Genomic DNA, 17129 nt, shown 5'->3' on the forward strand with positions numbered 1-17129 from the left:
TGCGGTAATGCCGGGGGAAGTCGAGGTGGTCGGCCCATGGGACGGTTCGGCGGAGGAGCGATCGCGGTCGCCGTGATGTCGCTGCTGGCGGGATGCAGCAGCGTTCCACCGGGAGCCGAACCCGATGTGGGGGACCCGGACGCGGCGGCCGCGGAGGCCCGACCGCCCGGCGCGATCCCCGACGACTGCGACGCCGACGCCGCCGTCCCCAAACGCCAGATGCGCGGGGTGTGGCTGACCACCGTCCGCAACATCGACTGGCCCTCCGCGGACGACCTCAGCGAGAGCCAGCAGAAGAAGGAGCTCATCGAGCAGCTCGACCGGGCGCGGGAGCTGGGCCTCAACGCGGTCTTCTTCCACGCCCGGCCCACCGCGGACGCCGTCTACCGCTCCGAGAAGGAGCCGTGGGCGCGCTATCTCACCGGAACGCAGGGCGGCGACCCGGGCTATGACCCGCTGGAGTTCGCCACCACCGAGGCGCACAAGCGCGGCCTGGAGCTGCACGCCTGGTTCAACCCCTACCGCGTCGGGTGGGACGACCCGGACCTGGAGAACCTCGCCGAGGACCACCCGGTCAAGAAGCACCCCGACTGGCTGATCGAATACGACGACCAGGGCTGGATGGACCCGGGCAACCCCGAGGTGCGCGCGTGGGTAGGCGACGTCGTCCTCGACGTCGTGGACCGCTATGACATCGACGGCGTCCACTTCGACGACTACTTCTACCCCTACCCCGACGAGGACGGCAGCGACTTCGGCGACGACGGCAGCTGGAAGAAGTACCGCGGCGACTTCACCGACCGCGGGGACTGGCGGCGCGACAACGTCAACCGGCTCATCGCCGAGATCCACGATCGGATCGAGCGCCGCAAGCCGTGGGTGCGGTTCGGCGTCAGCCCCTTCGGGATCTGGCGCAACGAGAGCACCGATCCCGCCGGATCGGCCACCAAGGGCCTGGAATCCTACGACGCGCAGTACGCCGACACCCGCGCCTGGATCCAGGAGGGGACCATCGACTACGTCACCCCGCAGGTGTACTGGCCGCAGGGGTTCACGACCGCCGACTACGCCACGCTCGTGCCGTGGTGGGCCGAGCAGGTCGCCGGCACCGACGTCGACCTCTACATCGGCCAGGCCGCCTACAAGGTGGGCGACGACGGCTGGGAGGGCAGCGACGCCCTCTCCCGGCAGCTGGACTTCAACTCCGAGCGCCCCGAGGTCACCGGGGACGTGTTCTTCTCCATGAAGAGCCTGAACGACGTGGCCGACGACGCCATCGAGGAGGTCGCCGCCGAGCACTACCGGCGCCCGGCCCTGCCGCCCCGCGCCGCCGGCGACGCCGCGGCGCCCGAGCCGGTCACCGGCCTGGAGGCCGAGCGCTCCGCCGAGGGCGTCCGGCTGGTGTGGGACACCACCGGCGGCGCCCGCTTCCACGCCGTCTACCGGGTCCCGGACAACGGCGGGGAGGACCTGTGCGCGCTCGCCGACGCCGCGCACCTGCTGGCGGTCGTAGGGGGCAATGCCGCGGAGGGCAAGCAGGCCTTCACCGACACCGACCCGGCCGATGGCGCGGTCCGCTATTACGTGACGGCCCTGGACGACCACCGCGTCGAGAGCGCGCCGAGCCCGGCGGTACGGGTGGACGCGGGAAAGGGCGGGTGACCGCGGCGGCCGCGGCCGACGGCCGTCCGTGCGACGGGGCGCACCGGCGAACCCGGTCAAGCCGGGTAAGGCGATCCCGACCGTCAGGTGAGAGGCGATTTCGCGGAACCGGATGATTTCCCCCCTCCGTCCCCGATACAAATCAGTGGATGTAGGGGAGACTTGCCCCACACCTCGGAGTTTCCCCCGACTGGGCGAGGAGGAAGCAATGGCTCTACGCGAGTACGAACGGCGGATCCTTGCCGAGATCGAACACCGTCTCAGCGAAGACGACCCCGATCTGGCTGGCAACCTGCGGACCTTCAACGCCGACGCGCCCTTGTCGGCCGACGCGAAGCCGGGCCCGGGCTGGCGGCCGTGGGCGGTCTTCGGGCTCGTCTCGCTGGCGGTGATCGCGCTCCTGATGGCGCTCATCCTGACGGCGCCGGGCCTGCGGGACGCTCCCGCGGGCACCGACGGTGGAACGGCGACCGTCGCCCCGGCGGCCGACACCGGATCCGGATGACGAGGTGACGACCGGGGCGTCGGCGGGCTGCGCTCCCTGCCCCCGTGCTCCCGATCCCGCCGCGACGTAGCTGGGGCCGGTCATCCGCGCCCGCTGCCCTGAGGGGACCGCGGGCGCGGATGACCGGCCCCACGTCGTGTGAGCGGCGGCCCCAACCTCAGCCGAGGCGGGGCCGCCGGGCGCCGACCCTATACGGCGTTGGCGAACTTGGCGCCCACCGGGCCGGCGACCGAGCCGCCGCCTCCCCCGCCCTCCACGACGACGGCGAAGGCCAGGTCGCCCTTGTAGCCGACCATCCAGGCGTGCGACTCCAACTCGTCGTCCTCGTCCTCGGCCGTGCCGAACTCCGCCGAGCCCGTCTTGCCGTAGACCTCGCCCTTGAACCCGGCCTTCTTCGCCGTCCCGTCGGTGACGACCGCGCGCATCATCGGCCGCAGCTGCTCGGCGTTGGGGATCGGCCGGGGCTTGGGCTGGTCGGGCAGTTTCGGGTCGGTGACCAGCACTGGTGAACGCCAGGACCCGTTCTGGATCGCGGCCGGGACGGTGGCCATGTGCAGGGGCGTGGAGATGACCTGCCCTTGGCCGATGCTCTGCGCCGCCAGCATGGTGGCGTTCTTCGGGGCCGGGAAGGACGGCGTACGGGTCGGCAGGCCGATGTTCAGGTCGGCGTTCATGCCGAACACCTCGGCGGTCTTGGTCAGGGAGTCCGAGGTGAGCCGCTTGTCGACCTCCGTGACCAGCGCCGTGTTGCAGGAGGTGGCGAACGCCTCGGTGAGGGACTGCTTACCGTAGGCCGCGTCCCCGGCGTTCTTGAACGGCCAGCCGCCGACCTTGGTGGTCTTCGTGCAGTTCAGCGTGGCGTCGGTGGACACCCCGTTCTCCAGCAGCGCCTCGTAGGAGATGATCTTGAATGACGAGCCCGGCTCGTACTGGCCGTCGAAGGCGCGGTTGAAGTCGCCGGCGTTCATGGCGACGGCCAGGACCTCGCCGGTCGAGGGGCGCACGGCGACCAGGGAGGTGGGCTTGCCCTCGGTGACCACGGCCTTGGCGGCGGCGTCCTGAAGGGCGGGGTCGAGAGAGGTGGTGATGTCCTCTCCGGCCGCACCGTCGACCTTTCCGACCACCGTGTCGGAATCGGCCGCCTGGTCCGCCTCGCCCTCGGCCACGACACGGATCGAGGTCGAGGCGGTTCCGGCCAGGCGCTCCTGGAAGGACTTCTGCAGTCCGCTCTGGCCGACCGGGTCGTCGACCTCGTAGGCGGGGCCGAGGTCCTTCAGGTCGTCCTTGGTGGCGGGGCCGACCTGCCCGACGAGCATCTTCACCGAACCCGGGGCGTCCTCGGTGTCCAGCCGCGAGCCGTCGGCGGCGAGGATGTGCCCGCGCTCGCCCCGCTCGTTGACCCGGCTGAGGGTCTGGCCGTCGCCGAGGTCGGGGTGGATCACCGCGGGGGAGAAGTCGACCTTCCACTCGCCCCCGGCGCGGGTGAGGGGCAGCGTGCCCTCATACGTCCAGTCGCCCGCGTTGCTCAAGGACAGCGTGGCGGTGTAGGAGGCCGTGGCGGTGTCACCCTCGGCCGTGACGTCGCCGAGTTCGACGGCGGCCTTGTCGACGCCCAGGTTCTTCTCGACCCGGTTGTAGGCGTCCTCCAGTCCGTCACCGGTGGCCTTCGTGGCCATGTCGGCGTAGTCCTTGGAGTTCCAGGCGGCGACGTAGGCCTCGGCCGTGCCGTCGGGGTTGGGGGCCCGCAGCAGGAACCAGGAGATGCCGCCGCCGATCAGGGCGAGCACGACGACAGCGGCGCCGATTCCGAGGAACAGGCCCTTGCGCGAGCGGCGGGCGGGCGCGTCGGCGGGCCCCGGGTCCTCCGGGCCACCCGGGGGTTCGCGAAGCCGGGGTGGCGGGCGGTCGGGCGGCATCCCCGCGTCCGCCCCGGCCTCATGCAGCTGCGGGGAGAACGGCGGCGGCGTGGCGGGACGCGCGGGCTCGTGCGGCCCGGACGGCTGGCCGGGCCCTGCGGCGGCTCCGGGCGCTGGGCGTCGTGCGGCGCCTCGGGCGCAGGGGGAACCCGGCCGGGGCGTGGCGGCGGGAGGGCCGGGTGATCGGTGGGCGCGGCTGGTGCCGCGGCGGCTGGGGAGACTGCGGAACCCCGACGGGGTGTCAGGGGAGCCGCGCGTCCGCTGGGTGGCGGGGAGGAGCGGTCGGCGGGGTGGCCGGGGCGTCGCCGTGCGGTCCCTGCGCGGCGGAGAACGGGCAGGGAAGGTGCCGGTGGGCTGCTCGCCGCCCTGTGCCGGGTCATGCATGGGGGAGGGGCCTCGGGGCCGGGGCGCCCTCCGTCGGAGCGTCGGGAACGGGCCGCTGTGGGCCCGTGTCCGCCGGGGATCCGGGAACGCGCGGGGCGTGATCCTCTCCGGTTCCCCCAGAGTCGGAAGGAGTCGCGGGCGGCTCGCCGCCCGGCTCCGGGGTCGACCTGTCGTCCACGCCTGACCGTCCTTCCGATCGCCCGATACAGCTCCGCCCCACGCTCCCAGGGACCGGAGAGCGGGCGGGAACGTGTGTAAGTGGTCGGCGTGGCGGTCGCCTCTCGGCGCGGGGCACAACGCGGCTCCGAACGTCCGCGCGATCACCCACCGGAGTGGGCCCGCGCGCGGTATTCCACGAAGGCTATAGGTGAGGCCCGGGGGACACTTGCTACCACGCCGACCACCAGTGACTCTAACCCATCGGGGCACCCCCATGTTCCCGAAAACCCAGGGAAAACGGAGGTTATACAGGTCACAGCCGGTGGCCGGAATCGGCCCCGAGACGGTTAGGATTCCGCTCGCGCGATACGGGTCATTTCGTCCCGTTCCCGGACCTTGACCCGCTTGCGGCCCTGCTCCTCGCCCAGCGACTCCTCGTGGGCCTCCAGGCGCTGCCACCCGTCCCAGGTGGTGTAGTGGACACCGCGCTCCACCAGCAGCTGGAGGAAGGACTCCGGCTCCGGCTCGGCGGCCGGCGTGAAGTGGTCGCGGTCGGCCACCAGGTTGGTGATGGTCTCCAGGGCGTCGCCCTTGGTGTGCCCGATGAGGCCGACGGGCCCGCGCTTGATCCAGCCGGTGGCGTAGACACCGGGGATGGCGCGCTCATCCAGGTCCAGGACGCGGCCGGCGTCGTTGGGGATGACGCCCCGGTCCTCGTCGAAGGGCAGGTCGGTGGCGGGAGAGCCCAGGTAGCCGATGGCGCGGTAGACGGCCTGGACGTCGTGGTCGATGAACACGCCGGTGCCGCGCACGTTGCCGTCGCCGGTCAGCTCCATGCGCTCGGTGCGCAGTCCCTCGACGCGCTCCTCGCCGAGGACCTCGACGGGGCGGTGCAGGAAGTGCAGGTGCAGCCGCTTCTCCTCGCCGCGGGGGTCGCGGATGGCCCAGTTCTGCAGCACCTTGACGTTGGTCTTGACCTGGTTGGACTCCTCCAGCGTGGCGAGGCTCGCGTCGTCGAGGTCGAAGTCCTCGGGGTAGACGATCACCTCGACGCCGGGCTGCTTGTCCAGCTCGCGCAGCTCCATGGGGGTGAACTTGCCCTGGGCGATGCCGCGCCGCGCGAAGACGTGCACGTCGGTGACCTTCTTGGCGCGCAGGCCCTGGTACACGTTGTCGGTGATGTCGGTCTCGAGGAGGTTGTCGGCGTCCTTGGCGAGGATCCGCGCGACGTCGACGGCGACGTTGCCGGCCCCGATCACGGCGACGCTGGTCCCCTCGACGTGCCAGTCCGGAGCGACGTCGGGGTGGCTGTCGTACCAGAAGACGAAGTCGGCCGCGCCGTGGCTGCCGGGCAGCTCGATGCCGGGGATGTCCAGCGAGCGGTCGCGGTCCGACCCGGTCGCGAAGATGACCGCGTCGTAGTGGTGCTGCAGGTCTTCGAGTTTGAGGTCGACGCCGTACTCGACGTTGCCGAGGAAGCGGATCTCGGGCTTGTCGAGGATCTTGTGCAGGGCGCCCTGGATCTGCTTGATCCGGGGGTGGTCGGGGGCGACGCCGTAGCGCACCAGGCCGTAGGGGGACGGCAGCTTGTCCAGGATGTCGATGCTGACCGGGGTGCCGCTCGCGGCGAGGGTCTCGTCCTTGGTCAGCAGGTCCGCTGCGTAGATACCCGCGGGGCCTGCCCCCACGATTCCCACTCGCATCGGTCGCGTCATTGACATCTCCATTTCGTCGCGTCTGCTTCCGGGCGGCACTGTGGGGACCGTGTCGTGCCGCTCTCCACGTCACCCGGGACGCGGTAAATCAGGCAAGGCTAGCCTAATCTAATGCGTGAGGCGTTTTCATACTAAGTCGACTATAAAGGTAGACAACCGTATCTCCCCCGCGATGCGCGGGGTGGGCACATCTCCCTCGGCGCTCGTATCCGCCCAGGCCACAGCGGGCGAACGACTCCAGCTCTTCGCACAACGCCCGCTGGGCGCGACAATCAGCCCGAAATGGCTGTGGGGAACCTCACGTCCCCGGCGGGGCGGGGTCCGTCGTGCGCGACCGCGGGCCAGAGTCGGATCAGGAACTCCGCACGTCCACGGAGTCCCTGCTCGGCGATGCGGAACTCCACGGAGTGCGGATCGCGATACCGCTGGAGCAGTTGATCATAGCGTTCGGCCACCGCGCGGCGCTGGCGGGCGTAGACGTCGGCGCGGTAGGGCCCGCTGCCACCGAGCAGCTGATGGCGGACGGACCGGCCGGGGATGTTCCCGCTCACGATGACCTGGCCGCGCAGGAAGACCGTGGCCGACGCGGTCTCCTCCCAGCCGCCGCAGGACGCCTCGGCGGGGGCCGGATCCCACTCCTCCAGGGCGACGTTGACGTCCACCCGGCCCTGCAGCGTGCTGAGCTCCAGGTGGTCGAACCCGCCGACGAGGAGCGATCCCCCGGCCAGGCCGCTGATGTCGGCACCACCGGCCCGGGCGCCGGGCCCATAGACGTGGAATAGCCCGTTCCCGGGGAAGACCGGGAACAGCAGCCTGGAAAGGCGTGCCACTGCTCCTGCACCTCCACGCTCTGATGTCCGCACCCGATGGCGGGCCGCCGTGGAAGGCACCCCATCATCGGGCAGGACCGGCAGGGTGAGGGGACCGGTCTTGGAGAGACTCTAGACCCCGATCACGGCTCGTGTTCGAGGAATCGCGGAACTCCGCGAAGCGTCGGGCCGAAGCCGTGCCGGGGGGAGGAGGCGCGACCTGGCCCGCCCGGCCGCTACCCGCCGTGCCGCGCCAGCTCCGCCTTGACCGAGCCGGCGTACCGGGCCACCGTCTCCTGGCCGGAAAGTCCCTGGATAGCGGCCATGATGGCGTCCGTCGCGGCCCGACGGGAACGTGCCTTGTCGTGCTCCTCGGCCCAGGCGGACAGGTCGACCGGCGGGCCGCAGCGCATCTCGACGCGGCGGAAGAAGGACGGAAGTCGCCGCCCCCTCGGCTTGATGCGGTCGGTTCCGATCAACGAGACGGGCACTACCGGAACTCCGGACAGCAGTGCGAGCCAGGCCAGCCCGGTCTGCCCCTTGTAGAGGCGGCCGTCAGGGGACCGGGTGCCCTCCGGGAAGATCCCGAACGCACTGCCGCCCTCCAGCACCCGCAGGCTGTTCTCCATGGCCTCCTGCGAGCTCTGGCCGGGTCGCCGGTCGACCGACAGCTGTCCGATGGCGCGCAGCGCACGGGCGAACGCGCGCTGGGCGACGTTGCCCTGGGCGAACAGCTCCTGCTTGGCGATGAAGGTGACCGGGCGGCGCACTGCCACGCCGATGAAGAGGGGATCGAGATTGGACACGTGGTTGGACGCGAGGATCACGGGGCCTCGCGCGGGGATGTGCTCGGTCCCCTCCACTCGGATCGGCCACATGGCGCGCGTGACGGGGGCGATCACCGCTTTGGCGATCCCGTAGAGCGACACTGCGGTGTCCTCCATGGTGTGTTCGGTTCGTGGGTCGGACGGGGGTGCCGCATCGGCAGACGGGGGGTGAGCGGCGGCGATGGGCCGGTGCCGCCTGTGCACTGTATCGGTCGGCGAGGGTGGCGGCGGGGCCTGTCCGTATCGCGCGGCACAGGAGCGGTCAGGGGCGAGGGTTGGGGGCGGAAGGCTCTGGGAAGCCCCACAGGGCACGGGTTTCGGTCGGGAGTCCGGGGCCGGTCGTCTGGGCGAGCGGGTGAATCCGGCGGAACAGGTGGTGATCTAGCTCTCACCCGTTCTAGTCTGGTCTAGACCTCTGGGTGCTCGGAGGCCCGCGGAACCGCGGCTGGAGTGCTGGGACACGGCGAAGGGAAGAGGGCGGAGCAGTGACACAGCTGGTCGACATCAGCCACCAGATCACCGCCGGGATGACCACCCACCCGGGGCTCCCCGGGCCGGAGATCGACGACCACCTGGCCTTCGAGGACTCGCGGCAGAGGTACGCGCCGGGCACGGAGTTCAGCATCGGACGCATCTCGATGGTCGCCAACACCGGCACCTACCTGGACACACCGGCGCACCGCTACCGCGATGGAGCCGACCTCGCCGACCTCGACCTGGAGAAGGTCGCGGGCCTGCCCGGACTGGTCGTGGAGGTCGAGGAGCGCGAGATCGGCGCCGAGGCGTTCAAGGGGCTGGAGGTCGAGGGCCGGGCCGTGCTCATCCGCACCGGTTGGGACCGGCACTGGCGCACCGAGGCCTACGGTTCGCACGAGCACCCCTTCCTGTCCGACGCCGGGGCGCGGGCACTGGTCGACGCCGGCGCCGCACTCGTCGGCATCGACACGGTCAACATCGACGACACCTCCGAAGCCGCGGGCGGCGCCCGTCCGGCACACTCCGCCCTCCTCGCCGCCGGGATCCCGGTCGTCGAGAACCTGTGCGAGCTGGGTCGGCTGCCCACCGACGGCTTCGCCTTCTTCGCGGTCCCGGTCAAGGTCCGGGGCCTGGCCACCTTCCCGGTGCGGGCCTTCGCGATGATCGGCGCCTAGATGGTTGATGGGAGATCTTCGGCCTGGCCGGTGGCGGCAGGCGAGCAGCGGACGCATGAGCGCGACGGCGCGCCCGCAGGCCTCCGGCGGTGCGTTTACCGCGCCACACCACCGCTCCCTCCGTTGATCTCGGGGTTATCGACGGAATTTTGGCGGGAATTCCGTCGATAACCCCGAGATCAACGGAGGGGAGGCGGGAAACCTGCCCGGGCTGGGCAGGGCCGCTCCAGCCGACTCCCATCACCGATCTAGCGGCGGCCAGCGGTACCGGCGAGGACCGGGCCGCCCCCAGCTCGGTGCCGCCCCGCTACAGGTCGGCGTCGACCTCCTCACGAGCACGGCGCTGCTCGCGCTGTGCCCGGCGCTCGGCCTCCAGCGCCGCGCTGCGCTGGTCCTGTGCCACGGCCGTGCGCATCGACGAGGACAGGGCACGCAGCTCCATGTTGATGCGCGGGTAGTCCGTCAACCGGGGCAGCGCGCCCAACCTCGGCGAACGGCGTTCCCGCACCGCCGCCATCAGCTCGGTGAAGGCCAGGTCCACCCGCTGCAGGGTGATGAGGGAGGCACCGGGCGGCCGCTCCAGCGCCAGCGCCGCCAGCGCCAGGTAACCGGTGCGCTGTGTCGCGACGACCACCGGCCACAGCGGCCGGGTGGTCTTGGCCCGCGGCACGTCGCCGATGGCGCTGTCGTACACGCCGCGCAGGCTCAGCAGAGCGGCACGCAGGTCGCGGCGGAGCCGGTAGCGGCGCTCGGGGCCGATCGTGACCTCGGGGTCCAGCACCGCCACGACCACGGCACGGGACCGGTCCAGAACGTCGATGATCGTCTGCGGTAGGCGCGATGCCGACGCCTGGCGCCACAGCAGCAGCGCGCCGAGCATGCCGACCAGCGAGCCGACGACGGTGTCGGTGATGCGTGTCCCGGCGAGCAGCGCCACCGGGTAGGGGGCCGCGGTGTGGGCGAGCAGCAGGGCCATCGGAGTGAGGAACACGCTGCCGTAGAAGTAGTTGCGCCCGACCACGAGCTGTGTGAGCCCCTGGAACGTCGCGGCCAGGGCGATGATCGCGGCCAGCGGCAGGTCGAACGCCAGGAGCCCGGTGACGATGGCGACGCCGACGAGTGTCCCCAGGGCGCGCTGCATGGACCGGTTCACCGTGAGGACGACGTTGCCGCCCTGCAGCACCGCCGTCGCGGTGATCGAGATCCAGTAGAACCGCTCGAAGCCGAGCGCCAGACCGAGGAGGCCGGCGGCGGCGACGGTGATGCCCATGCGCAGGGCGGTCGGCCGGACCAGTGAATGGCGGCTCAGGCTGGAGCGCAGCGAGTTCATCACCGCGGGGGAGCGGGTGTCGTACAGCTCCAGCCCCTGGCCCTCGTCCTCGTGCTCCGGGCGCCGCGCGGCCTGCGCGGCCCGGCTCAGCCGGTTGTAGAGCCGTACCTCCAGCGAACGCGGGCGCAGTCCCTTGTGTAGCCCGTCGAGCGTGGCCGGGTCCGGGCAGAGTTCGGGCTTGCCGACCGCGTCGGCCAGTCCGTCGGCGAAGTCGGCCGCGCCCTCCGGCAGCGGCTCGGTCCGCGCCAGGGACACGTCGGTCGCGGTCAGGTGGACGTCGGAGACCCAGCGCAGCAGGGCCCGCAGCCGCGCCGCCGCGGCCGTGTCGCGGTAGCCGCGCGTCTGCGCCAGCAGCACGATCCGCCACGCCTCGGCGACCGCGAGCGAGGCGTCGTGCTGGACGTGGTCCAGCCGGGGTGTCCCGATCGCGCGCAACAGCTCGGCCAACTGCCGGAACGCCGCGGCGACCGCCCGATTCTCCGGGTGCCGGCTCCGCACGGGCGCTCCCGCCATCGACACCAGCCAGCCCACCGCGGCCCCGATAGCCGCGATCCCGGCATGTGCCGGCACGTCGCCCGGGCCGCCCGGAGCGATCGTGGAGATCGCGCAGACGACGACGAAGAAGATCGCACCGGGCTTCTCAGCGCGCAGCGCCTGGCACAACCAGGTGGCGATACCCGCGACCGCCCCGATGGCGATCGCGGCCACCCACAGCGTCGATGAGGCCAGCGACCCCAGCGCGACACTGGCGACGAACCCGAGCCCCACGACAGCCAGCGCGACGGCGCGGTAGCCGTAGGGGGTCTTCTTCTCGTAGAGGACGGTCATCGACCCCAGAGCGGCCAGCGTCGCCACCTGCGGACCGATCAGGACCAGCGCGATGGTGAACGACACGGACATGGCGATCGTCGCCTGGATCGCGGTGGTCCATGCCCACCCACCCGAAGCGAGCCCGAAGATCGCCGACAGGTCGACCCGCTGCCGAGGCCGCTCAGCGATCTTCGAGCGGACCCGTGTCGGCGGGTTCCAGATCGGCTCACTCGGTGTCGGGTCGTCGCCGTTGCCTCTGGAATCCCCCTGGTCGCCCACGTCCCCCATGGTAAAGGGATCTTGGTCTTCTCCCGCCGAGCAGAACTCCTGAGGCGCGTTCACCGGCTCCTCACCCCTCCTGGTCAGGTGCACTGCCACCCGAACCAGGTCCGGTCGAACCGATGTGCTGCGAGGTCCGCGGGCTTGATGAACCAGTAGAGGGTGCCCATGTCGCCCCAGCACATCTCGGCGCTCCAGTCGGAGTCGATCTGGGCGAGCAGCACCCATTCCGCGGCCTCGGCCAGGAGCGCGGGGTCGGAGAAGGAAGTGAAGGTGTCCCCGCCGAGAACACCCTGTGCCACTTCGTGTTCGACGGAGTCCTGCACCGCAACGGCGTGCCCACCGACGCGGTGCTGGGGAGTGGTCGCGAAGAGCGCCTCCCGGAACTCGTACGCACCGACGGCATGGTGGGACAGTCCGCAGGTCGCGGAGAACGCCTCAGGAAACGCCGCTCGGGCGACCGGATGAGTGATGTCGGGGAATGTGCCGACGGTTCGCGCTGACAGCGGCACCTTCGGATAGGGCTTGATACCCGTGGGCGTCGTCCGTTGGGTGGCCTCGGCGCCCGCCGGCACGTAGATGACCCGCGCACCGGCCTGGGAGTCGGATTCGCGCGCCTCGACCAGGGCCTCGTCATCGTCGAACTGGCCGTCGAAATAGAAGAACTGCAGTGTTCCACTGGCCGGAAGCGCGATATCGAGCTCGGTCGTGGGCAGCGCAGCGCACTCGACCGACGCGACAAACGTCAACGGCCCGTGCCCCGGCCACTCGGTCCCGATCGGCAACACCGGTTCGCCCCCGAGGTACCCGGCACAGGGGCCGGAGGCATCGTCGGTGGTGAGCCCAGCAGCGGGCCGCAGCAGCCCGATCCACGTCGCGGCGTCCTCTGGTGGGAGGAACCGATGGGCAACGGCGGCGTGGTGAGTCTTCCATGGCGGCATAGGTCGGATCATTGCGCACGCCAGTGACAGACCTACGGACGGTGCACCACCGCGTGGGAAAGCTCAGCCGTCCCCGGACTCAACCAGCGGTAAAGGCCCGGTCAGGCGGTGTTCAGCGGTCCGTATGGGTGCTTTCGGGCGCGGTTGGGGCGGCGGCGCGCACGCGTTTGAGCTCGGCCAGGGTGTCGTCGAGGTGGGCCTCGGCGCGTTCGGCGCGGTGAAGGGCTTGGCTGCGGCTTTCTTCGATGGCGGTGAGGCGTTCGGCCGTGGTCTCCTTCAACTCGGCGAGGGCACGGGCCGCTGAGGTTCGTTGTTCGTCGAGTTCGCTGGCAAGACGGGCGCGGTCGGTGTCGTGGGCCTGGCGGGTGCGGTCGAGTTCGGCGGCCAGGCGGTCGCGTTCGGTGGCCAGCTCGGAGGCGCGAGAGTGGGCGCGCTCGGCATCGGCTTCGGCGTGTTCGGCTCGGCGGACGGCGTCGTCCTTGGCCGCGGACTCCTCGGCCAGGCGGTGGCGGAGCCGGTCGGCCTCGGCTTTCGCCTGTTCGCGCAGCTCGGTGAGCTCCTGCTCGGCGCGGTGGCGTTCCTGGTCCAGGGCATCGGCTGCCCGTTGGCGTTCTTCCTCGATTCGGCGTTCGGCGTCGGCGAGCTTGGCCTCGAACTCCGCGCGCTTCGATGCGAGTTCCTCGGCCGCCTGCCGCGCATCCGCCAGAGCGGCGTCGCGTTCGGCCTGGGCCGCGTTTCGCTGCTCGAGAGCCGTGTCCCGTTCGGCGTTGGCGGCTTCCCGGCGGGCGATGGCCTCGTCGGCCATGCGTTCGGCGGCTCCGGTGGCGGCGACGGCCGACGCCGCCGCTTCCTCCGCCGTGACACGGGCGTGCTCGGCCGCGCGGCGGCGGTTCTCGGCCTCCAGGCGAGCGGTATCGGCCTCGGCGACGCGTCGGGCGGCGTCCAGGCGGGCCGCCTCGACCTGGGCTTCGGCGCTCGCCGGGTCGGTCATGGTGCCGAACGCCTCGGTGGCGGCGTTGAGCGTCGCGGTGAGCTGTTCGGCCTGGACCGCGAAGCGGGTGAGGAGGTCGTCGGCGCGAAGTCGGGCGTCGGTGACCGGCGCGGCGTCGGCGGGGGGCGCCGGGGTGTTCCCGGTGCGCTGCGGGGAGCGGGTGCCGATTCGGAGTGGTGCGGTGTCCGTGCCGGGTTGCGCGGTTTCCTCGCGGGGGCGGGTGGTGTCCTCGTCGGCCGCGCGCTGGGCCTCTTCGACGGCGCGTTGCCGTTCCTCGGCTTCCTGCTGGAGGCGTTGGCGTTCGCGCCAGGCGCGCCATCGCGTGTGCTCGGGCAGGTCGCAGTACTGCGGTGGCCGCCCTGGGGAGCTGCTGCGGGGGACGGGGCGGTCACATCCGGGGAAGTTGCAGGTGTTCGCGTCGGTATCGAGGGCCACGCGGATGAGCCTAATGGTCCGGCCGGGAAGGGCCGTGCTGCCCGGCCGGACGGTAGAGGATCGGGTGCTGCCTCCCCTTGGTGTTCTGCTGCTCTAGGACCGGAGGAGGTGGCGGAGGTAGGTGGGCAGCGGCAGGTCCTCAGGCGTGTCCGGGTCGGGGATCGGGGTTCCCAAGGTCCGGGTGACCGGTATGACACCGGCCCAGTGCGGCAGGTCGAGGTCCTCGGCGTCGTCGTTGACGCCGCCGGTGCGGGTCTTGGCGGAGACCTCCTCCAGGCCGAGGCGGAGGACGGCGGTCTGGGCGAGCTCCTTGGCGGTGGCGGGGCGGCAGTCGGCGGAGCGGCCCGGCACGATGCGGTCGATGATGGCGTCCAGCGCGGTGCGGTGTTCCTCGGGGTCGGTCACGCGGTGGGCGGTCCCGTGTGCCACGACCGAGCGGTAGTTGATCGAGTGGTGGAACCCGGAGCGGGCGAGCACGAGCCCGTCGGTGCGGGTGACGGTGGCGCAGACGCGGAGCCCCTCGGCGGCATCGCGCAGTGGGCGGCTGCCCGTGGAGCCGTGCATGTAGAGCGTCTCGCCGACACGCGTGTACAGCGTGGGCAGGACGACGGGGGCGCCGTCGGCCGACACGAAGCCGAGGTGGCAGATGTAATCGGTGTCGAGGATGGTGTGCACGGTCTCGTGGTCGTAGCGCGCGCGTTCGCGGGCGCGGGTCGGAGTGGTGCGCGGGGTCGCGGGATAGGAGGCGGGGGCAGCGTTGCTCACAGGTGCACCTTTTGTATGAGTAGGAATAACTTTATGTACTAGTTTGATTCTCCGGTCTCGGTTGCGCAAGGGCTTTCTCGGTGTACGCCGCGCTGCCCACACAGCGTGCGGGGCCCGTGGAGACGCTGCTCCACGGGCCCCGCACGCTTGGCTCACTGCTCGTCTGACCTGGTCAGCGACGCAACCAGCGAGCTGGTCAGTCCTTGTCAGTCCTGGTCAGTAACGCTCTCCCCGCGCCTCCGGCACGCCGTCGAGCTCGGCCAGCTCGTCCGGCGACAGCCGCACGTCCCCCGCGGCGGCGTTGGAGTCCAGGTAGCGCGGCGTCTTGGTTCCGGGGATCGGAATGACGTGGGTTCCCTGCGCGCACAGCCAGGCGAGCGCGATCTGGGCCGGGGGCACCTCGCGCCGCTCGGCGATGCCCTTCACCCGGTCGGTGATGACCTGGTTGGCGGCGAGCGCCTCACTCTGGAAGCGCGGGTTGCCCCGCCGCCAGTCATCCTCCGGCAGGTCGTCGACCGAGCTGAAGCGTCCGGTGAGGAAACCGCGCCCGAGCGGGGAAAAGGGGAGGAACGCGATCCCGTTCTCCGCGCAGAACGGCACCACATCCGCCAGCGCGCCCTTGTCCCACAGCGACAGCTCCGACTGCACGCTGGCCACCGGGTGGACGGCCATGGCGCGCTTGATCTCGACCACGCTCACGTCCGACAGGCCGATGGCCCGGACCTTGCCCGCGGCGACGGCCTCGGCCATCGCGCCCCAGCTCTCCTCGATCGGCACGTCCGGGTCGACCCGGTGCAGCTGGTAGAGGTCGACGTGGTCGGTGCCGAGCCGCCGCAGGCTCGCGTCGATGCCCGCACGGATGTGCTCGGGACGCCCGTTGCGGCGCATCGTGCCGTTGTCGTCGATGTACAGCCCCACCTTCGTGGCCAGGACCGCCTCGTCCCGGCGTTCGGCGAGGGCACGGCCGACCAGCTCTTCGTTGGTGAAGGGGCCGTAGACATCGGAGGTGTCCAACAGGTTCACGCCGATGTCCAGCGCCCGGTGGATGACCGAGACCGATGTGTCGTCGTCGCGGTTCTGCCGGTCGTAGGCCCAGGTCATCCCCATGCAGCCGAGGCCGATGACGCCGACGCTCGGGCCGTCGGCGCCCAGGGTGGTGGTGCGCATACGTGTGTCCTTCTTCTTGTGTGCCGCGGCGGTGTCGGCTGACCCGCCACGGGCAAGCCTGGACGTTGGAGCGCGCTCCAACGCAAACCTCGCGATGAGGAGGAATGCGGGACTATCGACACAAGCGCTACATTCGCCAACATGAGCGTCTCCCCGCCCCGCGGCATGACCATCTCTCAGGTGGCCGAGCGCACCGGCCTGTCCGCCGACACCCTGCGCTACTACGAGCGCATCGGGCTGGTCGACCCCGTCCCCAGGTCAGTGACGGGCCATCGCGTCTACGGCGAGGAGGAGCTGGAGTGGCTGGGGTTCGTCCTCCTGCTGCGCGACACCGACATGTCGATCCAGGAGATGCTGCTCTACGCCCGGCTGCGCCGCGAAGGCGACGGCACGGCGGCGCGTCGGCGGGACCTGTTGGCCGACCACCGCGCGCGGTTGCTCGAAGAGATTCGACGGCTGGAAGGGACGGTTCGCTACCTCGACAGGAAGATCGACATCTACGACGACCTGTTGGCGGAGCAGGGCGACGCCGAGGACGTACCCTCCGGCGCGGTCGACTGGGCCGACTGCGCCGCCGCACGGGTGACCGAGGGCGCGCGGAACCGGTGATCGGCACACCGCGCGGCCGGCCCCCGCAACGACGGCGGCTCCCGCCGCCGACCGGGCGCGGTGCCCGGCCGCGACGGGAGCCGCCGCATGCCGTCCGGTTGGTGTCAGTCGTGCGCGCCGACGCCGCCGATCCGGCAGACCATCGTCGTGACGAAGGGGCGGAACCCTTCCTGCTCGAAGAAGCGGATGTCATCGGAGCTGGTGGCCAACGCCGTCAGTTCGATCTCGCGGACGCCCATGGCACCGACCTGGCGCCGGATCTCCTCCAGCAGCCCCGACCGCACGCCGTACGCGGAGTACTCCGCGGGCACCGAGAGGGTCTGCACGACAGCGACCCGATCACCGCGGTCCCACGAACCCTTCGGGTTCTCCCTGATCGTCACCATCGCGTAGCCGACCGGCTCACCGCCGCGCTCGGCGAGCACCGCGAGCGTGTCGGGGTCCGACAGCCACCTGAGGTACTGGCCGCGCCGACGCCGCCAGGACTCGTCGGGGGACACCGAGGTGACGATGTCCTCGAGGTGCGGGGCGATGGCGGTGTGCTGCTCGTGCAGGGCCATCCAGAGCTCGGCGAGCTCTTCGATCTCGTGGGAACCGAGGTAGCGGAACCGGAGCACGTCCGAAAGAGGGGTGCGCGGTTTAGTCACCAACGAAGTTTCCATGTTTTTCTCACC

At 71.1% G+C, this 17129-nt stretch carries 14 protein-coding genes; 4 read left to right on the top strand and 10 right to left on the bottom strand.

The window, feature by feature from the left end:
• The first annotated feature begins 36 nt into the window (after positions 1 to 36).
• Complete coding sequence (locus tag CDO52_RS14175; RefSeq protein ID WP_094932438.1) at positions 37 to 1662, top strand: glycoside hydrolase family 10 protein; 1626 nt, start codon at positions 37 to 39, stop codon at positions 1660 to 1662.
• 208 nt (positions 1663 to 1870) lie between these two features.
• Positions 1871 to 2167 (top strand): DUF3040 domain-containing protein, encoded by a 297-nt coding sequence (locus CDO52_RS14180; RefSeq protein WP_017621184.1) that lies wholly within the window; start codon positions 1871 to 1873, stop codon positions 2165 to 2167.
• Between the two features lie 188 nt (positions 2168 to 2355).
• Here CDO52_RS14180 and CDO52_RS14185 read toward each other — a convergent pair whose 3' ends face one another.
• The 4 genes from CDO52_RS14185 to CDO52_RS14200 form a co-directional block, all read right to left on the bottom strand.
• A complete protein-coding gene (locus tag CDO52_RS14185; RefSeq protein ID WP_232524174.1) occupies positions 2356 to 4467 on the bottom strand; it encodes a penicillin-binding transpeptidase domain-containing protein in 2112 nt (703 codons plus the stop codon).
• A 506-nt stretch (positions 4468 to 4973) separates the two neighbouring features.
• Positions 4974 to 6323 carry an FAD-dependent oxidoreductase gene (locus CDO52_RS14190; RefSeq protein WP_017621182.1) on the bottom strand — a complete coding sequence of 450 codons (1350 nt, stop codon included), beginning with the start codon at positions 6321 to 6323 and terminating at the stop codon, positions 4974 to 4976.
• A gap of 290 nt (positions 6324 to 6613) precedes the next feature.
• Positions 6614 to 7171, bottom strand: coding sequence for a hypothetical protein (locus tag CDO52_RS14195; protein ID WP_017621181.1), 558 nt, complete (start codon positions 7169 to 7171; stop codon positions 6614 to 6616).
• Positions 7172 to 7386: 215 nt separating this feature from the next.
• A complete protein-coding gene (locus tag CDO52_RS14200) occupies positions 7387 to 8079 on the bottom strand; it encodes a lysophospholipid acyltransferase family protein (protein ID WP_026126287.1) in 693 nt (230 codons plus the stop codon).
• 383 nt (positions 8080 to 8462) lie between these two features.
• On the opposite strand from CDO52_RS14200, the gene CDO52_RS14205 reads away from it, so the two are divergent.
• The gene (locus CDO52_RS14205; RefSeq protein WP_017621179.1) at positions 8463 to 9128 is read left to right on the top strand and encodes a cyclase family protein; all 666 of its coding nucleotides are present in this window, start codon (positions 8463 to 8465) and stop codon (positions 9126 to 9128) included.
• Between the two features lie 307 nt (positions 9129 to 9435).
• Here CDO52_RS14205 and CDO52_RS14210 read toward each other — a convergent pair whose 3' ends face one another.
• From CDO52_RS14210 to CDO52_RS14230, 5 genes are all read right to left on the bottom strand, one after another.
• Positions 9436 to 11556 (bottom strand): FUSC family protein, encoded by a 2121-nt coding sequence (locus CDO52_RS14210; protein WP_094932440.1) that lies wholly within the window; start codon positions 11554 to 11556, stop codon positions 9436 to 9438.
• 74 nt (positions 11557 to 11630) lie between these two features.
• Positions 11631 to 12488, bottom strand: a complete 858-nt coding sequence (locus CDO52_RS14215; protein WP_017621177.1) for a YwqG family protein — start codon at positions 12486 to 12488, stop codon at positions 11631 to 11633.
• Positions 12489 to 12600: 112 nt separating this feature from the next.
• A complete protein-coding gene (locus CDO52_RS14220; protein WP_017621176.1) occupies positions 12601 to 13914 on the bottom strand; it encodes a coiled-coil domain-containing protein in 1314 nt (437 codons plus the stop codon).
• Between the two features lie 93 nt (positions 13915 to 14007).
• Complete coding sequence (locus CDO52_RS14225) at positions 14008 to 14679, bottom strand: pyridoxamine 5'-phosphate oxidase family protein (RefSeq protein WP_017621175.1); 672 nt, start codon at positions 14677 to 14679, stop codon at positions 14008 to 14010.
• Positions 14680 to 14895: 216 nt separating this feature from the next.
• Positions 14896 to 15846 carry an aldo/keto reductase gene (locus CDO52_RS14230; RefSeq protein ID WP_017621174.1) on the bottom strand — a complete coding sequence of 317 codons (951 nt, stop codon included), beginning with the start codon at positions 15844 to 15846 and terminating at the stop codon, positions 14896 to 14898.
• A gap of 141 nt (positions 15847 to 15987) precedes the next feature.
• On the opposite strand from CDO52_RS14230, the gene CDO52_RS14235 reads away from it, so the two are divergent.
• A complete protein-coding gene (locus CDO52_RS14235) occupies positions 15988 to 16455 on the top strand; it encodes a MerR family transcriptional regulator (protein ID WP_086003475.1) in 468 nt (155 codons plus the stop codon).
• A 104-nt stretch (positions 16456 to 16559) separates the two neighbouring features.
• On the opposite strand, the gene CDO52_RS14240 is transcribed toward CDO52_RS14235, so the two are convergent.
• Positions 16560 to 17117 carry a GNAT family N-acetyltransferase gene (locus CDO52_RS14240; RefSeq protein WP_086003474.1) on the bottom strand — a complete coding sequence of 186 codons (558 nt, stop codon included), beginning with the start codon at positions 17115 to 17117 and terminating at the stop codon, positions 16560 to 16562.
• Positions 17118 to 17129 lie beyond the last annotated feature (12 nt).

Source organism: Nocardiopsis gilva YIM 90087 (genome assembly GCF_002263495.1).
Lineage (GTDB): Bacteria > Actinomycetota > Actinomycetes > Streptosporangiales > Streptosporangiaceae > Nocardiopsis_C > Nocardiopsis_C gilva.

Excerpts from the sequence above, each read along its gene's own strand:
- CDO52_RS14175 (WP_094932438.1), top strand. The coding sequence starts at position 37 with ATGGGACGGTTCGGCGGAGGAGCGATCGCGGTCGCCGTGATGTCGCTG.
- CDO52_RS14185 (WP_232524174.1), bottom strand. The coding sequence starts at position 4,467 with ATGCATGACCCGGCACAGGGCGGCGAGCAGCCCACCGGCACCTTCCCT.
- CDO52_RS14210 (WP_094932440.1), bottom strand. The coding sequence starts at position 11,556 with ATGGGGGACGTGGGCGACCAGGGGGATTCCAGAGGCAACGGCGACGAC.
- CDO52_RS14180 (WP_017621184.1), top strand. The coding sequence starts at position 1,871 with ATGGCTCTACGCGAGTACGAACGGCGGATCCTTGCCGAGATCGAACAC.
- CDO52_RS14230 (WP_017621174.1), bottom strand. The coding sequence starts at position 15,846 with ATGCGCACCACCACCCTGGGCGCCGACGGCCCGAGCGTCGGCGTCATC.
- CDO52_RS14240 (WP_086003474.1), bottom strand. The coding sequence starts at position 17,117 with ATGGAAACTTCGTTGGTGACTAAACCGCGCACCCCTCTTTCGGACGTG.
- CDO52_RS14215 (WP_017621177.1), bottom strand. The coding sequence starts at position 12,488 with ATGCCGCCATGGAAGACTCACCACGCCGCCGTTGCCCATCGGTTCCTC.
- CDO52_RS14235 (WP_086003475.1), top strand. The coding sequence starts at position 15,988 with ATGAGCGTCTCCCCGCCCCGCGGCATGACCATCTCTCAGGTGGCCGAG.